Source organism: Rufibacter glacialis (assembly GCF_008271745.1).
In the GTDB taxonomy this organism is placed as follows: domain Bacteria; phylum Bacteroidota; class Bacteroidia; order Cytophagales; family Hymenobacteraceae; genus Nibribacter; species Nibribacter glacialis.
In genome coordinates this window covers 175,312-194,063 of record NZ_VKKZ01000019.1, presented here as the reverse complement: position 1 = coordinate 194,063, position 18,752 = coordinate 175,312, and the positions used below count along the sequence as shown (strand labels likewise).

At 54.5% G+C, this 18,752-nt stretch carries 13 protein-coding genes; 4 read left to right on the top strand and 9 right to left on the bottom strand.

Annotation, left to right across the window (positions count from 1 at the left end; genetic code table 11):
- Positions 1 to 489: 489 nt before the first annotated feature.
- Positions 490 to 2,664, bottom strand: a complete 2,175-nt coding sequence (locus tag FOE74_RS05595) for a bifunctional alpha,alpha-trehalose-phosphate synthase (UDP-forming)/trehalose-phosphatase (RefSeq protein WP_149097620.1) — start codon at positions 2,662 to 2,664, stop codon at positions 490 to 492.
- A 261-nt stretch (positions 2,665 to 2,925) separates the two neighbouring features.
- Here FOE74_RS05595 and FOE74_RS05590 point away from each other — a divergent pair, with 261 nt between their 5' ends.
- From FOE74_RS05590 to FOE74_RS05580, 3 genes are all read left to right on the top strand, one after another.
- Entirely contained in the window at positions 2,926 to 4,020 is a 1,095-nt protein-coding gene (locus FOE74_RS05590) for a mechanosensitive ion channel family protein (protein ID WP_225840681.1), read from the top strand.
- Positions 4,021 to 4,110: 90 nt separating this feature from the next.
- A complete protein-coding gene (locus FOE74_RS05585; RefSeq protein ID WP_149097619.1) occupies positions 4,111 to 6,423 on the top strand; it encodes a TonB-dependent receptor in 2,313 nt (770 codons plus the stop codon).
- Positions 6,424 to 6,482: 59 nt separating this feature from the next.
- A complete protein-coding gene (locus FOE74_RS05580) occupies positions 6,483 to 7,598 on the top strand; it encodes a PepSY-associated TM helix domain-containing protein (protein WP_149097618.1) in 1,116 nt (371 codons plus the stop codon).
- 294 nt (positions 7,599 to 7,892) lie between these two features.
- Here the strand turns inward: FOE74_RS05580 and FOE74_RS05575 are convergent, their stop codons facing one another.
- The 3 genes from FOE74_RS05575 to FOE74_RS05565 form a co-directional block, all read right to left on the bottom strand.
- Entirely contained in the window at positions 7,893 to 9,173 is a 1,281-nt protein-coding gene (locus FOE74_RS05575) for an RtcB family protein (protein ID WP_225840679.1), read from the bottom strand.
- A 604-nt stretch (positions 9,174 to 9,777) separates the two neighbouring features.
- A complete protein-coding gene (locus FOE74_RS05570) occupies positions 9,778 to 10,371 on the bottom strand; it encodes a thymidine kinase (RefSeq protein WP_149097616.1) in 594 nt (197 codons plus the stop codon).
- 356 nt (positions 10,372 to 10,727) lie between these two features.
- Positions 10,728 to 11,045 carry a 2Fe-2S iron-sulfur cluster-binding protein gene (locus FOE74_RS05565; RefSeq protein ID WP_149097615.1) on the bottom strand — a complete coding sequence of 106 codons (318 nt, stop codon included), beginning with the start codon at positions 11,043 to 11,045 and terminating at the stop codon, positions 10,728 to 10,730.
- A gap of 34 nt (positions 11,046 to 11,079) precedes the next feature.
- On the opposite strand from FOE74_RS05565, the gene FOE74_RS05560 reads away from it, so the two are divergent.
- The gene (locus tag FOE74_RS05560) at positions 11,080 to 12,129 is read left to right on the top strand and encodes a hypothetical protein (protein ID WP_149097614.1); all 1,050 of its coding nucleotides are present in this window, start codon (positions 11,080 to 11,082) and stop codon (positions 12,127 to 12,129) included.
- 692 nt (positions 12,130 to 12,821) lie between these two features.
- Here the strand turns inward: FOE74_RS05560 and rodA are convergent.
- Genes rodA through FOE74_RS05535 form a run of 5 tightly spaced genes read right to left on the bottom strand, consistent with a single transcriptional unit; the run spans position 12,822 to position 18,366 of the window.
- Complete coding sequence (gene rodA, locus FOE74_RS05555; RefSeq protein WP_308422679.1) at positions 12,822 to 14,102, bottom strand: rod shape-determining protein RodA; 1,281 nt, start codon at positions 14,100 to 14,102, stop codon at positions 12,822 to 12,824.
- 7 nt (positions 14,103 to 14,109) lie between these two features.
- Positions 14,110 to 15,945 carry a penicillin-binding protein 2 gene (gene mrdA, locus FOE74_RS05550; protein WP_149097613.1) on the bottom strand — a complete coding sequence of 612 codons (1,836 nt, stop codon included), beginning with the start codon at positions 15,943 to 15,945 and terminating at the stop codon, positions 14,110 to 14,112.
- Positions 15,942 to 16,466, bottom strand: a complete 525-nt coding sequence (locus FOE74_RS05545; protein ID WP_149097612.1) for a hypothetical protein — start codon at positions 16,464 to 16,466, stop codon at positions 15,942 to 15,944. The genes mrdA and FOE74_RS05545 overlap by 4 nt, the downstream gene beginning before the upstream one ends.
- Positions 16,459 to 17,325, bottom strand: coding sequence for a rod shape-determining protein MreC (gene mreC, locus FOE74_RS05540; protein WP_149097611.1), 867 nt, complete (start codon positions 17,323 to 17,325; stop codon positions 16,459 to 16,461). The genes FOE74_RS05545 and mreC overlap by 8 nt, the downstream gene beginning before the upstream one ends.
- Positions 17,326 to 17,337: 12 nt before the next feature.
- Positions 17,338 to 18,366: a rod shape-determining protein gene (locus tag FOE74_RS05535; protein ID WP_149097610.1), complete on the bottom strand. Its 1,029-nt coding sequence runs from the start codon at positions 18,364 to 18,366 to the stop codon at positions 17,338 to 17,340.
- Positions 18,367 to 18,752 lie beyond the last annotated feature (386 nt).

Genomic DNA, 18,752 nt, shown 5'->3' with positions numbered 1-18,752 from the left:
TTCCTGGAAATAATATTGATAGTTGCAGGTTATCAGTTGTTAGTATTTAGTTTTAGCTGTTTGGCATTGGATCAGAATTAGGCGCTTTAGTAGCAATACCAACAGCGGCGGGCTTTGATTAGGCACAGGTCTTTCCGCAAGCACGAGTCTCCGGATTTGCTCCAGTTAATGGTAGCAAGGGTTGGAACCTCCTTAGGTTAATCTGCGGCATAGGGTTTTAGACCCTCGTAGGACCTCCGGACACTACGAGGTCTTTCGAGCAGACTGGATGGAGAAAGCAGCAGCCTTAATAAAAAAAACCTCACAGGTTTTGAAAACCTGTGAGGTTTGGTACTTACTATCCGTTTCCAGACCTCGTAGTGTCCGAAGGTCCTACGAGTGTCTTACCACAATAACCTTAAAGCATAACAAATCCTCTCTCGCTGATCAGGCTGGTTTCAAGCCTGTTTTTTAAGAAAGCCAACCAGAAACAAGGATTCACCCACTCCCTCAGGAGCACAAAGACTTCAGCAGTTTACGCACTTGTTTGGAGTTATCCAGGTTGAAACGGGCCAGGGAGCGTTCGCTGCCTACTTTGATGGTGAAGGCCTCCTCAGGCATGACCCGGAACATGTCTTCGTCGGTGCGGTCATCGCCTATGCAGAGGATGAAGTCATGGGGGTGCTGTTCCAGCCAGCGGGTAGTGCCAATGCCTTTGTTCACCTCCACATTTTTCACCTCCACAATCTTATCGCCTTCCATGACCTGCAGGTTGATGTTAGCGGCAATGAACAGCAGGTAGTTGCTCAACTCCCGGGCTCGGAGCTCGGCTAAGGTGGGGTCTACCCGGCGGTAGTGCCATACCAGGCTGAAATCCTTTTCCTCAATGAAGGAACCCGGCGTGCGGCTCACGTGCAGTTCCAGCACCGGCCGAACCTCTTTTTTCCAGGCATCAGACAGGTTCTGGAACATGTCCCATTCGCCACTGCGTTCCCGGTACCAGACCCCATGCTCGGCAATGAAATCCACGGGCAAATGCCCCAGCCATTTCTGCAGGGTGTTGCGGTCACGGCCGCTCACAATGACCACCCGGTTTTTGGGGTCTTGCGTGAGGCATTCCAGGGTAGCTAACAATTCCTCGTCTGGGAAGGCCTGGGTAGGGTCTTTGGTGAAGGACGTGAGCGTGCCGTCATAGTCCAGGAACAACAGCCGCTGCTGCGCCTGTCGGAAACTGGAAGCCAGCTGCTCCCGCTCCTCAGAAGACAGATATTCCGTGGCCATAGACATTTGCTTCAGTTTTATATAATCCAGTCGGTTCATGAAAATCTCTACCCAGTGGTGAATGTTGTACCGGCGCACCGTGTCCTGCATGTTCTTCATACGGGTGGTCTGCTCCTCTTCTGGCATGGTGAGGGCTTGCCGCAGCGCCTGCACCAGCTGGCCCATGTCGTTGGGGTTGATGAGCACGGCATCGGCGAGTTCGCGCGAGGCGCCTGCCATCTCGCTCAGCACCAGCACGCCTTTCTGGTCTAGCTTGCTGGCGATGTACTCTTTGCAGACCAGGTTCATACCATCGCGCATGGGCGTGACCAGGGCCACGTGGGCCATGGAATACAGCGCCGAGAGTTCCTCAATGGGGAACGAGCGGTAGAAGTACTGGATGGGGTTCCAGGTGATGGTGCGGTAAGAGCTGTTGATGCGGCCCACCAACTCATCTATGGTCTCCTTCAACTGGCGGTAGCGCTCCACCTGGTCGCGCGAGGGCACCACCAGCATGAACAGGGTCACCTTGCCGTGGAACTCGGGGTTCTCCTTCAGGAAGAGCTCATAGGCCTGCAACCGCTGCGGAATGCCCTTGGAATAGTCAAGCCGGTCAATGGAGAGGATAATCTGCTGGTCTTGCAGTGCCTCCTGGTATTCCTGCTTTTTCGCCTTGGTTTCCTCAGAGGCCGCCAGCGTGGCGTACTTCTCCTCGTCAATGCCCATGGGGAAGGCATCTACCATGATGCTGCGGTGACCGTTGTCAATCAGCCCCTGCGAGGTGTTGAACCCTACAATGCGGCTCACCGAGGAAAGGAAGTGGCGGGCATCATCATAGGTATGGAACCCGATCAGGTCGGCACCCAGCATGCCCTGCAGGATCTGCTCGCGCCAGGGCAGCAACCTGAAAATCTCATAAGACGGAAACGGGATGTGTTGGAAGAACCCAATGGTGCTTTCCAGCATTTCGCTCCTGAGAAGCGCTGGCAGTAGCAGCAACTGGTAGTCATGCACCCAAATGGTGTCACCGGGCTCCGCATGCTCCATCACGGCCTTGCAGAATTTCCGATTCACCTGCTGGTAGGCTTCCCAGAAGGTGTCATCATACACAGAATACTGGCTGAAGTAGTGGAAGGTGGGCCACAGCGTCTCGTTGCTGAATCCTTCATAGAAGTCCCGGATCTCGCTCTCCGTGAGGAAAACCGGGCGCATGCTTTGCTCGGCCAGGTCTTTGGCCACCTGCTGCTGCTCGGCTTCGTCTGAGAAAAAGGTACCGGGCCAGCCAATCCAGATATTGTCGTCTTGTTTATAGATAGAACCTAAACCGGTGGCCAGGCCGCCTTCGCTGGTTTCGTATGCCAGGCCGTCTTCGGTGCGTTGTACTTTGATAGGAAGCCGGTTTGAAATGATAATGGTTTTAGGCATAGAATTGATTTTTTAAAGCAAAAACAGAACGTGCGTCTCTTTGCCCCTGTACCGCGCAGGCTCCGTAAAAACACGTACAAGCCAGGCAACAAGGGTCTTTGCCAGAGCGCACTCTTGTTTATTTACTCTTTTTTACCTCTGTGGGTTGATTTATATGCCAATAGTACCAAAAGGCAGAAAGCCGGGCCAAGGCCTTATAAAAGCTCGCCGGTAACCTTTTGCCCGGTAACCGGGTAGTTTAGAACTTGCTTTTGCGTTTTTATGATGGAAGTGCTGGATACCTTGACCCACTTTGTGGAAGACCACTTGCCTTTGTTTCTGCAGGGCCTGGCGGTCATAGTGGGGGCCCTTGTCTTAGGCCACTTGATCAAATGGTTGGTTATCAGATCGGTCACCATCTACAACAACCGATTCCCCCAGTATTGGCTGCAAGGCTTCCTGCAGCATCTTCCCCAGCCCCTTGGTTATTTGTTCCCGCTGCTGCTCTTGTCTGGCATGCTGCCGCTGGTGCCGCTGCGCGCAGAATTCTTTGAGGTTTTCAGGAGGATAGTGGAAATAGCGCTTACCTGTGCCTTTGCCTGGATGCTCATTGGTTGGGTGTACGTGGTGCAGTACAGAATCAGACATAAGTACCAATTAGACAAAGCCGACAATTTCAGGGAAAGGAAACTGTTCACCCAGCTGCAGTTCGTGAAGAAAATAGTCATCATCCTGATCGTTTTCTTCACCATCTCGCTTATTCTCATGAGTTTCCCTACGGTGCGCAAGATTGGCACCGGCTTGGTGACCTCGGCGGGTATTGCGGGGGTGATCCTGGGCTTCGCTGCCCAGAAGTCGCTGGCTAACCTGTTGGCGGGCATGCAGATCGCGTTTACCCAACCCATCCGGATCGATGACGTGCTGGTGGTGGAGAATGAATGGGGCCGCGTGGAGGAAATAACGCTCACCTATGTGGTGCTGCGTATCTGGGACCAGCGCCGCTTAATTCTTCCTTTGAACTACTTTATTGAAAAACCCTTCCAAAACTGGACCCGCACCACCACCGAACTCCTGGGCAGCGTCTTCCTGTTTCTGGACTATACCGCTCCTTTAGACAAACTGCGGGCTGAATTGAACCGCATCTTGCCTGAGAACCACCTCTGGGACGGGCGGGTGGCCGTTTTGCAAGTCACCGATGCGAAAGAACGCACCCTGGAAATCAGGATTCTGGTAAGTGCCGCCGATTCTTCCAGCGCCTTTGACCTTCGGTGCTGGGTGCGGGAAAGACTCATCTCTTACGTGCAGGAACATTACCCGCATTGCTTGCCTATAACCCGTACTACCATGCCGGGCACAGATACTGCCCCAGCTATTTAGAAACCCTCTAAATAACCTTTGTTTCTTACCTGCAACTTATTAGCTTTGCGCCTCTTTTGATTTAGTCTAAATAAAGTAGGCACCCAAGGCATGCAGAAAACCATTACGCTCTTTTTCTTATTTCTCTTTTTACCGTGCCTGCTCCTGGCCCAAACCAATGGCCGGCTGGAAGGCCGTATCCAATCCCTCAAGGGAGAAGCGCTTCCTGGCATCAGCGTAGGGCTGGAAGGAACCACGTTGGGAAGCACTACTGATGATGAAGGCAAATTCCTCATCCGGAACATTCCCGCCGGCGACTACACCCTGCAGGCTTCTGGTATTGGCTACGCTTCCTTGCGCCAACCTGTGACCGTGCAGGCAGGCCAGGCCACTCCTTTGTACATTCGGCTCAACACCTCAGATTTCAACCTGGCCCAGGTAGAGGTAACGGGCACCCGCAGCGGCAACTACCTGGAGCGGGAAGGCACCACGGCTACTAAAATGGAGGCGGCGCTACGCACCGTGCCCCAGTCAGTGCAGGTGATTTCGCGGCGGGCGCTAGACCAGTTGCAGGTGGTGAAGATTGAAGACGCCATGCGCAACGTGAGCGGCGTCTCTGTGGAGACCGGCTTTGGCAGCCGCACCGACATCTTCCAGATAAGAGGCTTTCGTACTGATCAGAACAGCATTTTCAAGAACGGCTTCCGCAACCCGGCCCGCACCTACCGCGAGAGCGCCAACGTGCAGCAGATTGAAGTCATGAAAGGGCCGGCCTCGGTGCTCTATGGCGTAAGCGACCCGGGCGGGCTCATCAACATCACCACCAAGAAACCCACCGCCTACACGTTCCAATCGGTGCAGCTGACGGCCAACAACTTTGGCATGATACGCCCGGCCGTGGATTTGGGCGGTACCATTGGGGAAAGCAAAGCCCTCAAATACCGCTTCAACGGCGTGTACGAGCGCAACGAGAGCTTCCGGGATTTCATGAAGACCAAGCGTTACTTTGTGGCCCCGTCCATCACCTATGATTTCTCGCCCAACACCACTTTAAGCGTAGAGGCCGAATTGTTGAACCACAACATGCCTTCTGACCGCGGTATCTTTGCGGTAAACGGCAAGATTGCCGACGTGCCCCGCAGCCGCAGCCTGGGCGAACCAGACAACTATTCCTTCTATCAGAACCGGTTTGTGCAGTACAACCTGTTGCACAAACTCAATGACACCTGGAGCCTGCGCCACGCCGCCAACTTCAACTACGGCACCGAGACCCGTAAACTGGTAGAGCAGAACACCCTGGTCAGAAACTCTGACCGCCTCATCAACCGCCGCTACCAAGACCAATACTACTTTGAGCGCTACTTTGCTACCCAGAACGAAATCTACGGCCGTTTTGCTACCGGAAGCCAAATCCAGCACCGCACCGTGGCTGGTTTTGAATACAGCTCTTTCCTGCTGGACTTGAACGTGAAGCGGGCCGCCTATGACGTATTGGACATCTACAACCCCGTGTACAGCAGCAAACCCAAGCCGGTTGACAAACTGGCCACTTCCCAGGATTACCAGGACGTGACCCGCAACTACGGCTTCTACGTGCAGGATTTCATCACCATCAACCAGCGGTTGAACGTGTTGCTGGGCGCCCGCTATGACCTGTTTGACTACCGCTCTGAGAATTACTTCGGCAAAGACACCGTGGAGCAGAAAAACCGCTCCTTCAACCCACGCATAGGTGTTCTGTATGAGCTGTACGGGCCACTGTCTGTATTCGCGAATTACTCTACCGGGTTCCAGACCGAGATTGGCCGCACCCTGGAGGGCGACACGTTTGACCCGCTTACCACCCAGCAGATGGAAGGCGGTATCAAGCTGGGACTGTTCCAAGACCGCCTGAACCTGACCAGCAGCTACTTCAAAATCAAGAAAAGCAACATCTCGGCAGTTGATGCCCGAGACAACAACTTCCGGGTACAGATTGGCGAAGTCATCAGCGAAGGCATGGAGGTGGACGTGACCGGCGAGGTACTGCCCGGCCTTAATCTGATTGCCACCTACAGCTACATCAACGCCAAGGTGAGCTCAGACGGCTCCACGGCCAAAGGCACCCGTTTCCAGAACGTATCACCGCATAACTTCACCTTCTGGAGCACCTATGAGCTGCAGCAAGGGTTCCTGAAAGGCCTGGGCTTCGGGGGTGGATTCACCTCGGTGCAGTCCCGCCCCGGCGATGCCACCGACAGCTTCCGGTTACCGGGCTACACCAAAGTAGACGCCACCGTTTTCTACCGCATCAAGCGCTTCCACGTGAGCGTGAACGGCAAGAACCTCACGGATGAGCACTACTATGACGGCGCCCAGTCGGCCACGGCCATTATGCCGGGTGCCCCGCGTACCATCATTGGCACCGTGGGCGTGAACTTCTAGAAATTACTTCCATTCCCTTTTCCGCGCCGGCCTGTTGAAAGGCTGGCGCTTTGGTTTGTATGAGATTAAGAAAACTACTGATTTGGGTGCATTTATGGGTGGGGCTGGTGAGCGGCGCCGTGCTGTCGGTGGTGGGCATTTCAGGCTCTTTATACGTGTTCCAGCCCGAACTCACGGCCCTGCTGTACGCAGACCAGTTCCAAACCAAGCATACCGGCCCAGTATTCCCGCCGCTGGAGGTGGTAAAAAAAGCCGAGGCCCAGTTCCAGAGCCCTTTGGCTACGCTCAATTTCCCTACCCGCGAGCTGGAGAACTACCAGATTAAGCTCAAAGACAAGAAGGAGTGGCTGTTCTATGACGTGCACACGGGCCAGTTCCTGGGCGAGATGAAAAACCGCCGGGGCGTGTTTGAGGGCATTCTGGAACTGCACCGCCAACTCACCATGGGCGAGACCGGTTCGCTCATTACCGGCACCTGCGCGCTGCTCATGGCGTTGGTGCTGTTCTCCACGGGCCTGTACCTGTGGTTCCCGCGTAAAAAGCGGTTCCTGCGCGACGGCCTCCGCTACAAACCAAACGCCGGCCCCAAACGCCGGGCCTATGATTTGCATAACGTGACCGGTTTTTACGTGGCCCTGCCGCTGTTTTTCATCGCCATCACGGGCGCCTATTTCGCCTTCCCCGAGGAAACCCAGACCGCCGTAAACCAACTCACCGCTACCAAAGAGCGCCTGCCCGAGGGGAAAAAGCTGAAGTCGGTGTACGCGATGGATGCCCCGCCGCTGACCGTGGCCCAGGCTTTGGCCCAAATGGATACCTTTTACCCCACCCTGCCCAAACGCAGCCTGGCCATGCCCAAAGACAGCGTGGGCACCGTCTTCTTCACCTTTGTGGAAGACGCCACCGTAGGCGCTGGCCCTGAGCTCCGCCCCATGGTCTACCTGGACCAGTACTCCGGCCAGGTGATTTTCCAGTTTGACCCGCACACTTCTCCGCTGGGCGCCAGAATCTTACGGAACTGGTTTATCCCATTCCACTTCGGGGAAATAGGCGGCTATGTGACCAGGGTGCTCTGGTTTCTACTGGGTTTCCTGCCCGCGTTCCTGTGGGTGTCGGGGTTTGTCATCTGGCGGAATAAGCAGAAAAAGAAAAGCCTCCAGCTCAGGATGGCCTAACCGTCGTTTCAGGGCTGTATTTAGAAAAGCAGGCTCAGAGCGGCATGGATAGGCAGGAAGATATGTTTTCGGTACTTTTTCTGAAAATCACCCCAGAAACGGTTGACTGTAATCGGTCACCAAATATGTAGAGACAAGGCACTGCCTTGTCTCCTGCGCATTCCTTTCTTCTGCTGATAACCTCATCAGCCATCGTCCTCTCATTTGCCGTTTAAAAGACTATTTCGAAAGGCTGTTGGTTTGTTACGGGGAGGAGACAAGGCAGTGCCTTGTCTCTACAGGTGGATTGGTTGCTCAATCCTTGTACGGGTCATACACATCCTCACCGGCCATGGCCACGCCCAGGGGCCGAAGCGTGTGCAGCACCTTGATGGTATTGCCCTGGTACTTCAAGACGTCTTCCAGTTTCTTATAGGCCTCGGGGGCTTCATCGGCGCCTGCGCCGCGCAGTTCAATACCTTTGGCCTTCATGCGCTGCTGCACCGCGTCAAAATCCACCAGTCCCGGTGAGACCACGGTTTTGCGTTTTACGCCGTTCTTGTCGCGCATCCATTTTGTCTTGCCGGCAGCGGCCCGGCGGCTGAGCAGGCGGCCCGCGCCGTGCACCGTGGAGTAGAGCCCGCGCACGGATAGCTCGCTTTCCACCCCCTCAATAATCACGGAGTTGTCATACATGTTGGCCCCGATAAAGCCTTTCTGCCCGGGGAACGCCGGCGTGCAGCCCTTGCGCACCACCCAGTAGTCCTCGCCCTGGTGCCGCTCAAACCACGCGAAGTTGTGGTGGTTGTGCACCACCTCGGTGGCCTTGGCGCCCAAGATGTTCAGTACCTTTTCCACCACCACGTCGCGGCCCGCGTAGGCGTACTCGCCGGCCAAGGACATGGCAGCAATGTAGTCCTGGCCCAGCTGCGACTGGATGTCAAACAGGATGGGCGGTCCGTCCATGCGGCCTTCCTTGGCCTTGTCAAAGAAACCCAGGCCCTGTGACATGGCGATAAAGCCGGTGGCGGTGCGGTGCCCGAAGCCCCTAGACCCGAAGTGCACGCCCACCCAGAGATAGCCTTCCTCGTCGGCAAACAAATCTATGAAGTGGTTTCCGCTGCCTACTGTGCCCAGCTGCTCGGCGGCCAGTTTGCGTAGTTCCCGTTGTGGTTTGAAGGCGGCTTTGCCGATGTGGTCCAGCACGGGATGGTCTATGGGCTTGGGGTTGGGCCGCCCCACGCCAAACCCGATGCTGCGCACCACCTGGTTCATGACCCGGGCAATATCCACGTCCTGGGCCAGGACATCGGTGCGGACGGCCTTGTTGCCGCAGCCAATGTCAAAGCCTACCCCTGAGAGCGAGACGTGGTTTTTGTAGGCCACCGCGCCACCGATAGGGTGCGCGTAGCCATAGTGCGCATCAGCGGTGAGCACGCCCAGGTCTTCTTCGCCCACGCAGCGTTTTATTTGGTCAATGGCGCTTTGGTCAATGATTTCCTCCCCAAATACGGTGATGTTGTTGAGCACGATAGCCATGGCGGTACAAAAGTTGGTGGTACAGGCTATACGGGAAAACCGTTCCGCGTTTTTCACCTGTTTTTAGTGAAATGAGCAGAAAACAGGAATTTGGGAAAGACACTCGTAGGAGCTGCGCACACTACGAGGTCTTATGTATAGGAAAGTAAATAGCACCTTTTATCTTCCTTGTCATCCTGAAAGGACCTCATGGGCAAGCTTATGAGAATCAGGTATCCGTGCGGACACGAGCTGGAAGCTCGCGCCAGCGAGTAAAGTTGGGCACGGTGGAATGGGATTGATTACTGCTGTAAGGTCCTGTCCATGGGGGACAGATTAGGGTACCAATAATCTTTGTTGTTTCTTCCTATTTTGGGCCTATTTTCTAAAAAACAAACCCAAAATAGAAACAGTAAAATTCCCTCTCCCGCGGAGAGGGGCTAGGGTGAGGGGCAGCGGTGGCTCTAGGATTAGGGCTTTTCTGGTTTGAAACAAGTCCTCACTTAATAAATCTTTGTTCCATGGGGAAAGCTTCTCTTCCTTGCAACTTCTCCCCCCTCATCCTAGCCTTCTCCCTCAGGGAGAAGGAACAAGGCCGTTGCGAATTAAGGCAGTTTTTCCAAAAGGAGGCATAAATCGTATTTGGAAATCCTAACTCAGGACTATAGACTCAGAACTGTTTCTAGAAGTTTCCTTTCAGGCCTTCCTGGAAGCAGTGGCGGCAGCGGGCCTCGTAGGAATCTGTTTCGCCAAGGAGCACTTTCTCCTGGGAGGCGGTTTTGCGGAAAGAATAGGAGGCAATGTCGCCGCATTGCACGCAGATGGCGTGTACCTTGGTCACGTACTCGGCCACGCCCATGAGAGCTGGCATGGGTCCGAAGGGTTTGCCCAGGTAATCCATGTCCAGGCCGGCCACAATCACGCGCACCCCGCTGTTGGCCAGCTGCACGCAGACCTCGGTGATGGCCTCGTCAAAGAATTGGGCCTCGTCTATGCCCAGCACATCACAGCCGCTACCCAGCAGCAGCATGTCGTTGGCGAATTGGATGGGCGTGGACCGGATGGCGGTGGCGTTGTGTGATACCACGTCCAGCTCATGGTAACGGGTGTCAATGGCCGGTTTGAAAATCTCTACGCACTGTTTGGCTATCTTGGCCCGGTTGAGCCGCCTGATCAATTCTTCGGTCTTCCCTGAGAACATAGACCCGCAAATCACTTCTATCCAACCGCGCTTATGGGTTTGTTGGCGGTTTCCCACCCGGGGTTCTATGAACATATCTATTGAATGATTGAGAGATTGAATGAATGAGAGAATGAAATTCCCTTTCCCTTACTCAACGAAGGTACAAGCCACGGCCCCTCTCCTAATGCACAATTTTTCCACACAGTTATCCATTGCGGTGACTCTCAATCTATTGATTGATGGAGAGATTGAATGAATGGGAGAATAGGTTGATTGGAAGATTTGGAGAGGGAGAAATTTCAAAAATATTGATTAATCCAAAGAGCCTTTCTACAGCAGCACGCCTAAAAATGCCTCACTCCCTCCAATTCCCAATTCCCAATCATTCAATCTCTCAATCATTCACTCCTTCAATCTCCCACTCATTCAATCTCTCACTCATTCAATACCTAAGTATAAGAAATGTGCGGCAGTTTCGTTTGTTGGGGAACACGGCAGGTGACCGGACCAGTGAGGGTAGCCTGGCAGGTGAGGCGCTCATTGGGTTTCAGGCGGCCGTTGTTGCGGAAGCGGGTTTCTGGTGCGGTGTCGGGGGCAATATTCTCGGTCCCGGCCAGCACGATCATGCGGCACGACGTACAGCGGCCCTTGCCCCCGCAGGCGTGCATCCAGTCAATGCCGGCGGCTTGCAGACCGGCCAGAACCGTCTGCCCCGGGGCCACGTTAACCACTAGTTCCCCTAGATTCTGCACCGTTAATTCGCCCATATTTCTCTATATTTACGAGCGTATGCTCCCGCCAATGAAAGACAAATATAATCAAATACGCCTGGCGCAGTACAGCCAGGCCCTTGCCCAACGCCTCAGCGAAGAGCACTTTGCTCACCATGAGAACGTTACTGCCCAACAACTGATTTCCTTCACTCCTATAAAGCAGGTGAACCTGTACATGATCAGAGAGCTGCTCACGCTCTGGAACCATGAGATGGCCAACCTGCGTAGCCCATACTTTGATTTTGAGCACCCTGAGGTGAAGGATGCCCTGGTGCAGTTCATGAACGTGCTGTCACGCAAGATCTCCATCAAGCGCCCGCATTTTGAACCTCTTCTGCTCAAAGCCATCCAAGACACGTTGCGCTGCGTGCTGGAACCAGTGGCGGTGTTTGAGGAGAAGTTCATGCGCATGGATGACCTCACCGTGCCAAAGCTGCAGGACAGCCTTAAGTACCAGGACCTCGACAAAGACGTGTACCGCCAGTTCCTGGACCACCTGGCCTCTGACAGCAGCTTTGACCGTCACCAGGTGATTCCCAAGCTAAACCGCTTCCTGGCCGAACACGAGACCGAACGCATATCAGTGGATGAACTGGTGGGCCGGTTCAATGAATTGCAGCCGCTGCGGGTAGAGGATCTGTTCCCGGTGGTGGCCGCCCCGGCCCCGGCGCCAATGCCAGCGGTGAGTACCCATGTGGCTTCCCCGCAGCCTAGCTTCCGGCCCACGCTGCACGCCGAGCCTAAGCTGAACGAGCGCTACACCATAGAGCAGAAACCCACCCTGAACGAGCGCCTGAAACAGCCGGCCAATACCAATTTTGTAGATCGCAACCAAGAGCAGAAAATTGGCTCACTGAAAGAGGCGATCTCCATCAACCAACGGTTCTCTTTCATCAATGAACTGTTTGAGGGCGACAACATGGCCTACCACGCTGTGATCAAGCAACTGGATGAGTACCAAAGCCCAGACCAGGCCAAGCAATACCTGGTGCAAGAAGTAGGCAGCAAGTACAACTGGAGCAAGAAGGAAGACCATGTACAGAAACTGACCCGGCTCATAGAGCGCAAATTCGCGTAAGCTTATTAAGTGTCTTTCTCTCAAAACAAATGCAAAACGCCCGCCTCTAAAGAAGAGGCGGGCGTTTTGCATTTAAGGCTTTGGCAGCAAAGTTTCTCAGTTGATAGAAAAGACCTCGTAGCGTTGAGAGAACCTGTGAGCGCCGATCTTATAATTGCTCCTCTTTTTTCTTTAGCCTATCGCCTTCTATGGCGCGGATTTACTTCTGGGCCTTGCCTTTCCTATGCCCTTAGCCACGGATCCAACTCCCCGCTATAGTGCGCTTTGGCAAGTAAACTTTTCTGCTGGTAAACCTTGATTGCTCAGTTGGCTGAGTTGTTTCAGGGCTATTTTTGAGAAAATGGGACCGAAAAGATGGTAACTGGGGTAGACACTCGTAGGACCTCCGGACACTACGAGGTCTTTGATGTACTTGATATGGTTGTAGGGCCTGGAACCACTACGATGTCTTGGATTAGCTGCTTTGGTTTAGTCGACGAGTATACGAATAAGCAAAGCCAAGCTGAAGCGAAGGTTAGCGGCAAGGTAGACCTTTAATAACTCGGCAGACCTCGTAGTGTCCGGAGGTCCTACGAGTGTCTATCCATGCCTTTCGTTTTCAACCTGTTTTCCTTAAAACTGCCTCCAAAAAGACTTCATCTTGCTACCTGATACTTGCTACTAGCTACTAGCTACTAGCTACCTGATACGCCTTACCCCCGGCCCAGGTCCAGTTTGCGGTGGGCGTCAATGGCCAGCAGGATGAACAGCAGAATGGTGAATGACCACAGCGAGGAACCTCCGTAGCTGAAGAATGGCAGCGGAATACCCACCACCGGGGCCAGCCCGATGGTCATGCCCACGTTCACCAGGAAATGGAAGAAAATGATGGAGGCCACGCAGTAGCCGTAGGTGCGGCCAAAGACGGAGCGTTGCCGTTCGGCCACGAAAACAATGCGCAGCAAGAGCGCCATGAAGAGCGCCACAATGATCACACTGCCAATCCAGCCGTGTTCCTCGCCCACGGTACAGAAGATAAAGTCGGTGCTTTGCTCCGGCACGAAGTCGAACTTGGTTTGGGTGCCTTCCAGAAACCCTTTGCCCAACAGCCCGCCCGACCCGATAGCGATCTTGGATTGGGTCACGTTCCAGCCTACGCCCAGCGGGTCAATCTCAGGGTCTACCAACACCTTGATCCGGTTCTGCTGGTGCGGCTGCAACACGTTATCCACGAAGTAGCTCACGCTGAACACCACCACCAGTATCGCGGCCCATACGCCCACATACGTGGGCAAATACCGCTTGATCCGATGGAAGTTAAACCAAAGGTAAGCCCCCATGAGCACCGTGAGAATACCCACCAGGTACCACTGCGGAATCAGGAGCGTAAGAATGAACACAAAGACCGCCACCGCCCCAATGATCAGGATCAACGGTGACATGCCCTCCCGGAAAAAAGCCAGGGTAAAGGCCGCAAACACCAATGCTGAGCCCGTCTCGTTCTGCAGGATGATGATAATGGGCGGCAACAACGCCAGCCCCGCCAGCTTGGCCTGGTCTTTCCAGTTCTGTTGCCGCAGGTTGATGTTGCTCATAAACCTGGAAACCGCCAGCGCCGTGGCGAACTTGGCGAACTCAGCGGGCTGCAACCGCACGGTCTCCGTGATCACGAGCCAGGAACGGGAGCCTTTGATCGGCGAAGCCAACAGCAGGGTGCCCAGCAAGACCAGGATCACAAACCAGTAAATACCGTACGCCAAAGAGTCATAGGCCTTGTAGTCAATGGCAAACAGCATGATGATGATGACAATGGAGGTACCAATCCAGGCCAGCTGCTTCCCGGAGTTGAGGCTAAAGTCAAAGATGCTGGTCACGTGCTCTGGGTTGTACACGGCGGCGTAGATGTTCATCCAGCCCAGGGTGACCATGAGCCCGTAAAGTCCAATGGTGACCCAGTCAATGTTTCGGGTGATTTTATAGGAAGTCCGCATCATAAATCCACTATTTCCCCCATTTGTAGAAGGCCCCAGTAATCATGTCATTTTCCCAGCGCTTGCGGCCGGCTGTCTTGATGGTATCAGTAAGGTATTTCTCTACCATGAGGCTGGCCATGGGCGCTGCCGCCACCGCCCCGCCGCCCGCGTTCTCCACGTACACCGCAATGGCGATCTTAGGATTTTCTTTGGGCGCGAAGGCGATGAACACCGAGTGGTCCTTGCCGTGCGGGTTCTGCACCGTGCCCGTCTTGCCGCAGATGGTGACCCCAATGTGGCTCAGGCTGGCGTAACGGGCCGTACCCGACTCCACCACACGCTGCATGCCCTCTACCACCGCCGGAAAGTGCCGCGGGTGCACCGAGGTATAGCGCTTCACGGAGTACTCGGGCAGCGGTTTTCCCTTCTCGCCTACCGAACGCACAATGTGGGGCGTGTAGAAGAACCCGCGGTTGGCCACAATGGCCGCAAAATTGGCCATCTGTAGAGGTGTCACCCCGGTTTCGCCCTGCCCTAAACTCACCGAATAGATAGTAGGGTATTTCCAGCCCTTGGGGCCGTATATTTTGTCATAGAACTGGGAATTAGGCATCATGCCCTTCTTCTCATTAGGCAGATCCACTCCCAGCTGCGTCGCAAACCCAAAGGTCTGGATGTGCTTCTTCCAGATATCCAGGCCCAGGTGGGCATCTTCATAGACGTTCGCCGACCGGCCTTTGTTCACCACGGAACGGAACACCTGGTAAAAATAGGGGTTGCACGACTGCTCAATGGCAATGCCCAGGTTGGCCGGGTACGCGTGCCGGTGCGAACACTTCACCATGGACCAGTTACAGGGGTAACCAGTGTCAGCGGTGAGTACACCTTCCTGCATGGCAATAAGCGCCTGGGCCAGTTTGAAGATAGACCCAGGCGGGTAGGTAGCCATGAGCGGCCGGTTAAACAAAGGCTTGACCGGGTCCCGCAGCAGCTTCATGTAGTTGTTGCCCAGTTCCTTTCCGGTGAGCTGGGAAGGATCATAGTACGGGGCCGAGACAAGCGACAGAATTTCACCGGTACTGGGCTCAATGGCCACCACGCTTCCTATCTTCCCCTCCATGAGCTTCTCTGCGTACTGCTGCAGTTTCAGGTCTATGGTGGTGACCAGGTTCTGACCGGCCACCGAGAGGGTGTCATAGGCGCCGTCTTTGAAGGAGCCCTTCTCAATGCCCCGCACGTTCACCATGGTGTACTTCACCCCGCGCTTGCCCATCAGGTACTGCTCATACTCCCGCTCCAACCCGCTGATCCCCAGATAATCGCCCTGGCGGTACCCGCGGTAGGTGGTGTCTTCCAGCTGTCTGGGGTTGATCTCGCCAATGTAGCCCAACGCGTGGGCCAGACTGCTGTGCGGGTAACTGCGCACGGTACGGGCATTGATGTAGAACCCCGGAAAATCTACCAGGTTGTCTTGGATGGCGGCGAACTCTGTGTTGGTAAGCCGTTGCAGGAACGGCGAGGGCTTCACGTAGGAGTATTTCTTGGCGGCGGTGATCTTCTCCCGGTACTCGGGCAGGGAAAGGCCTACCAGTTGGCAGAATTTGAGGGTGTCAATGGCTTTGGCCTCTTTGGGCACCACCATCAAGTCATACACGGGCGTGTTTTCTACCAGCAGCGCCCCGTGCCGGTCATAGACCAGGCCCCTGAACGGATACTGCACCACCCGGCGCATGGCATTGCTTTCAGCAGCCGTCTTGTAGCTGTCGTCCAGGACCTGGATATAGAAAAGCTTGATGAGATAAACCGCACCTATCGCTAAGAAAATTGCTTGTATTACGTATTTGCGGCCTTCTAAATACTTCATCTAAAACCTCTTGCCCTTCGCTCAAAAAATAACATTTGAAAGATCACCAGCACGGTTCCGGTGAACAGGGTACTGGCGACTATCTTGGCTAACGTAAAACCAATCAGTTTAAATCCGTTGAGCTCCAGAAAAAACATGGTGAAATGGTGCACAAAGATAAGCACCAGGCCATAGGTGAGAAACCATTGCCACCCCATAGAGGGCAGACTGGCATGGTCAGACACCTCATACCCGTCACGGGGCGTGAGCAGTTTGAGCATGGAGGGGCGCAGGTAAGCCATGAGCACCGTGGCGGCGGCATGCACCCCAGAGGTGTCATAGAACAGGTCAATGGTAAACCCGCAGATAAAGCCCAGCAGCAGCAGCAGCACCTTGTCCATCTCAATGGGCAGGAACAGGATGAACCCGATGTAGACAAAGCAGAACCCGGTCTCAAACAGCACCAGGTTGCGCATGAGCAGCACCTGCAGGCTCATCAACACCACAAACTGCACTAAGTGTATGAACCTAAAATTATTCATTCGCTTCGGTTATGCCAGACCTGATCAGTAGGCTGTCCAGCTCAGGCTTGCGTTTGTTTTCTACCACGTACACGTAGGAAAGCTTCTCAAAGTCAACGGCCAGGCGTACCAAGATCGTGTAAAAACTCTTGTCCAGTTCCTTGCGCACGCTGATCACGCGGCCCACCAGGATACCCGGCGGGTAAATGCCCCCGGCACCCGAGGTCACCACCGAATCGCCTTTGAAGATCTTCTCGCTCAGCGGAATATAATGCAGGCTGGCCGTCTCAGGGTTCTCCGTGTCCCAGCGGATGGAGCCCAGGCTCTGGTTCCGCTTCAGTTTCACGGAGATAAGGGTCTGGGAATGCAGCAGCGAGGTCACGGTGGCGTAATGCTTTGACACGGCCTTGACCCGGCCTACAATGCCGTTGGCGGTCAAAACGCCCATGCCCGCCCGTATACCCGCATCTGACCCCACATTAAGGGCCAGGTGGTTGTTCAGCCCCCGCACAGAATTACTGGTGACGCGGGCCGGACGGTACGTGAACACCGCTGGTCCCAGCGAGTCAACCCCAGCAAACAGCGAGTCTTTCACGGTGCCCAGGCTGTCGTTCAGCTGCTGTTCCTGGATCTGCGTGAGCTGGGCCCGCAACAGGGCGTTTTCCTGGGCCAGCCCCTGGTTGATCTCCGTGAGCCGGAAATAATCAGACACCTGGCTCTGGAGCTCCAGTACCCGCCCCACGTAATAGTTAGACGATTGGTAGAACGCCGCATTGTGGTAGGCGTTGCTTCGGTACAGCAGGTACAGAGACACGCCTTCCAGCAGCAGAAACACCAAGAAAGCCCTTATCCGGAAGATGAAAATTAATAGTTTCCGCATGGGCGCCGGTGCTTAGCTCAACAGCACGTTGCGGAACGCCTCAATATTTTTCACGGCTGCGCCGGTACCCCGCACCACCGCTCTGAGTGGATCTTCCGCAATGTGGATGGGAAGTTTGGTTTTAGCGGCCAAACGCTTGTCCAGGCCTCTCAGCAGCGCGCCGCCGCCAATCAGGTGAATCCCGTTGTCGTAGATATCGGCGGAAAGCTCTGGGGGAGCGATCTCCAGGGCCTTGAGCACGGCTTCCTCAATCTTGGACACGGATTTGTCCAGGGCAATCGCGATTTCCTGGTAGGTCACCTTGATCACCTTCGGGATACCCGTCATCAAGTCACGGCCCCTGATCTCAAAGTCAGCGGGAGGGTTATCCAGCTCAGTGAGCACGGCCCCAACCTCAATTTTGATTTTCTCCGCGGAACGCTCGCCAATCAGCAGGTTGTGCTGGCGGCGCATGTGGTCCAGAATGTCTTTGTTGAACGTGTCTCCGGCTACCCGAATGGACTGGTCGCACACAATACCAGACAAGGCGATCACGGCGATCTCTGTGGTACCGCCTCCTATGTCTACCACCATGGTGCCCACAGGCTGCTCCACGTCAATGCCAATACCTATGGCCGCGGCCATGGGCTCCTGGATCATCCAGACCTCACGGGCATCTGCGTGCTCGCAAGAGTCTTTCACGGCGCGTTTCTCCACCTCGGTAATACCCGACGGAATGCACACGACCATGCGGTAAGAAGGTTGGAACAGGCGTCTCTTGCCTTTGTCAATCATTTTGATCAACCCCCTGATCATCATCTCCGCGGCAGTGAAATCGGCGATCACGCCATCTTTGAGCGGACGGATGGTTTTGATGTTTTCGTGGGTTTTCTCGTGCATTTGCTGCGCCTCCCGCCCCACCGCCAACACTTTGTTGGTTCTGCGGTCAAGGGCTATGATGGAAGGTTCGTCTACTACAATTTTATCGTTATAGATGATCAGGGTGTTGGCCGTCCCCAAGTCAATCGCTATATCGGAAGTGAAAAAATTAAATAATCCCATTATTTGTCCGTGGTGCATTCACAGTTAGAATGCTATATATGAAATCTATTTTTCTCTACAAGGTACTACAATAGGGCAAAATTACGTATTTCCCGCCAATAATTTCGCTTGAGCGTGAGACAGTTCAGATTTAGGCCTTTTTCCTGGAAAACGGCCTAAAAACGCGCCCTTGTCCCCCGTGCTTCTGCCTGCTTCCTTATACCGAATAATCAGAAGAACCGCTGAAACAGACCCGAAAAAATTAGCCCACCGCCGCTGCCGTTACCTAGGGACACCTCCCCCAACGAACCCACAACCCGCTATCTTACAACAGTTTACCCTATCTAACACCCTCAAAGCCCGGACATACTCACCAAAACTGCGGCGGCCACGCTACCCAAAGACGA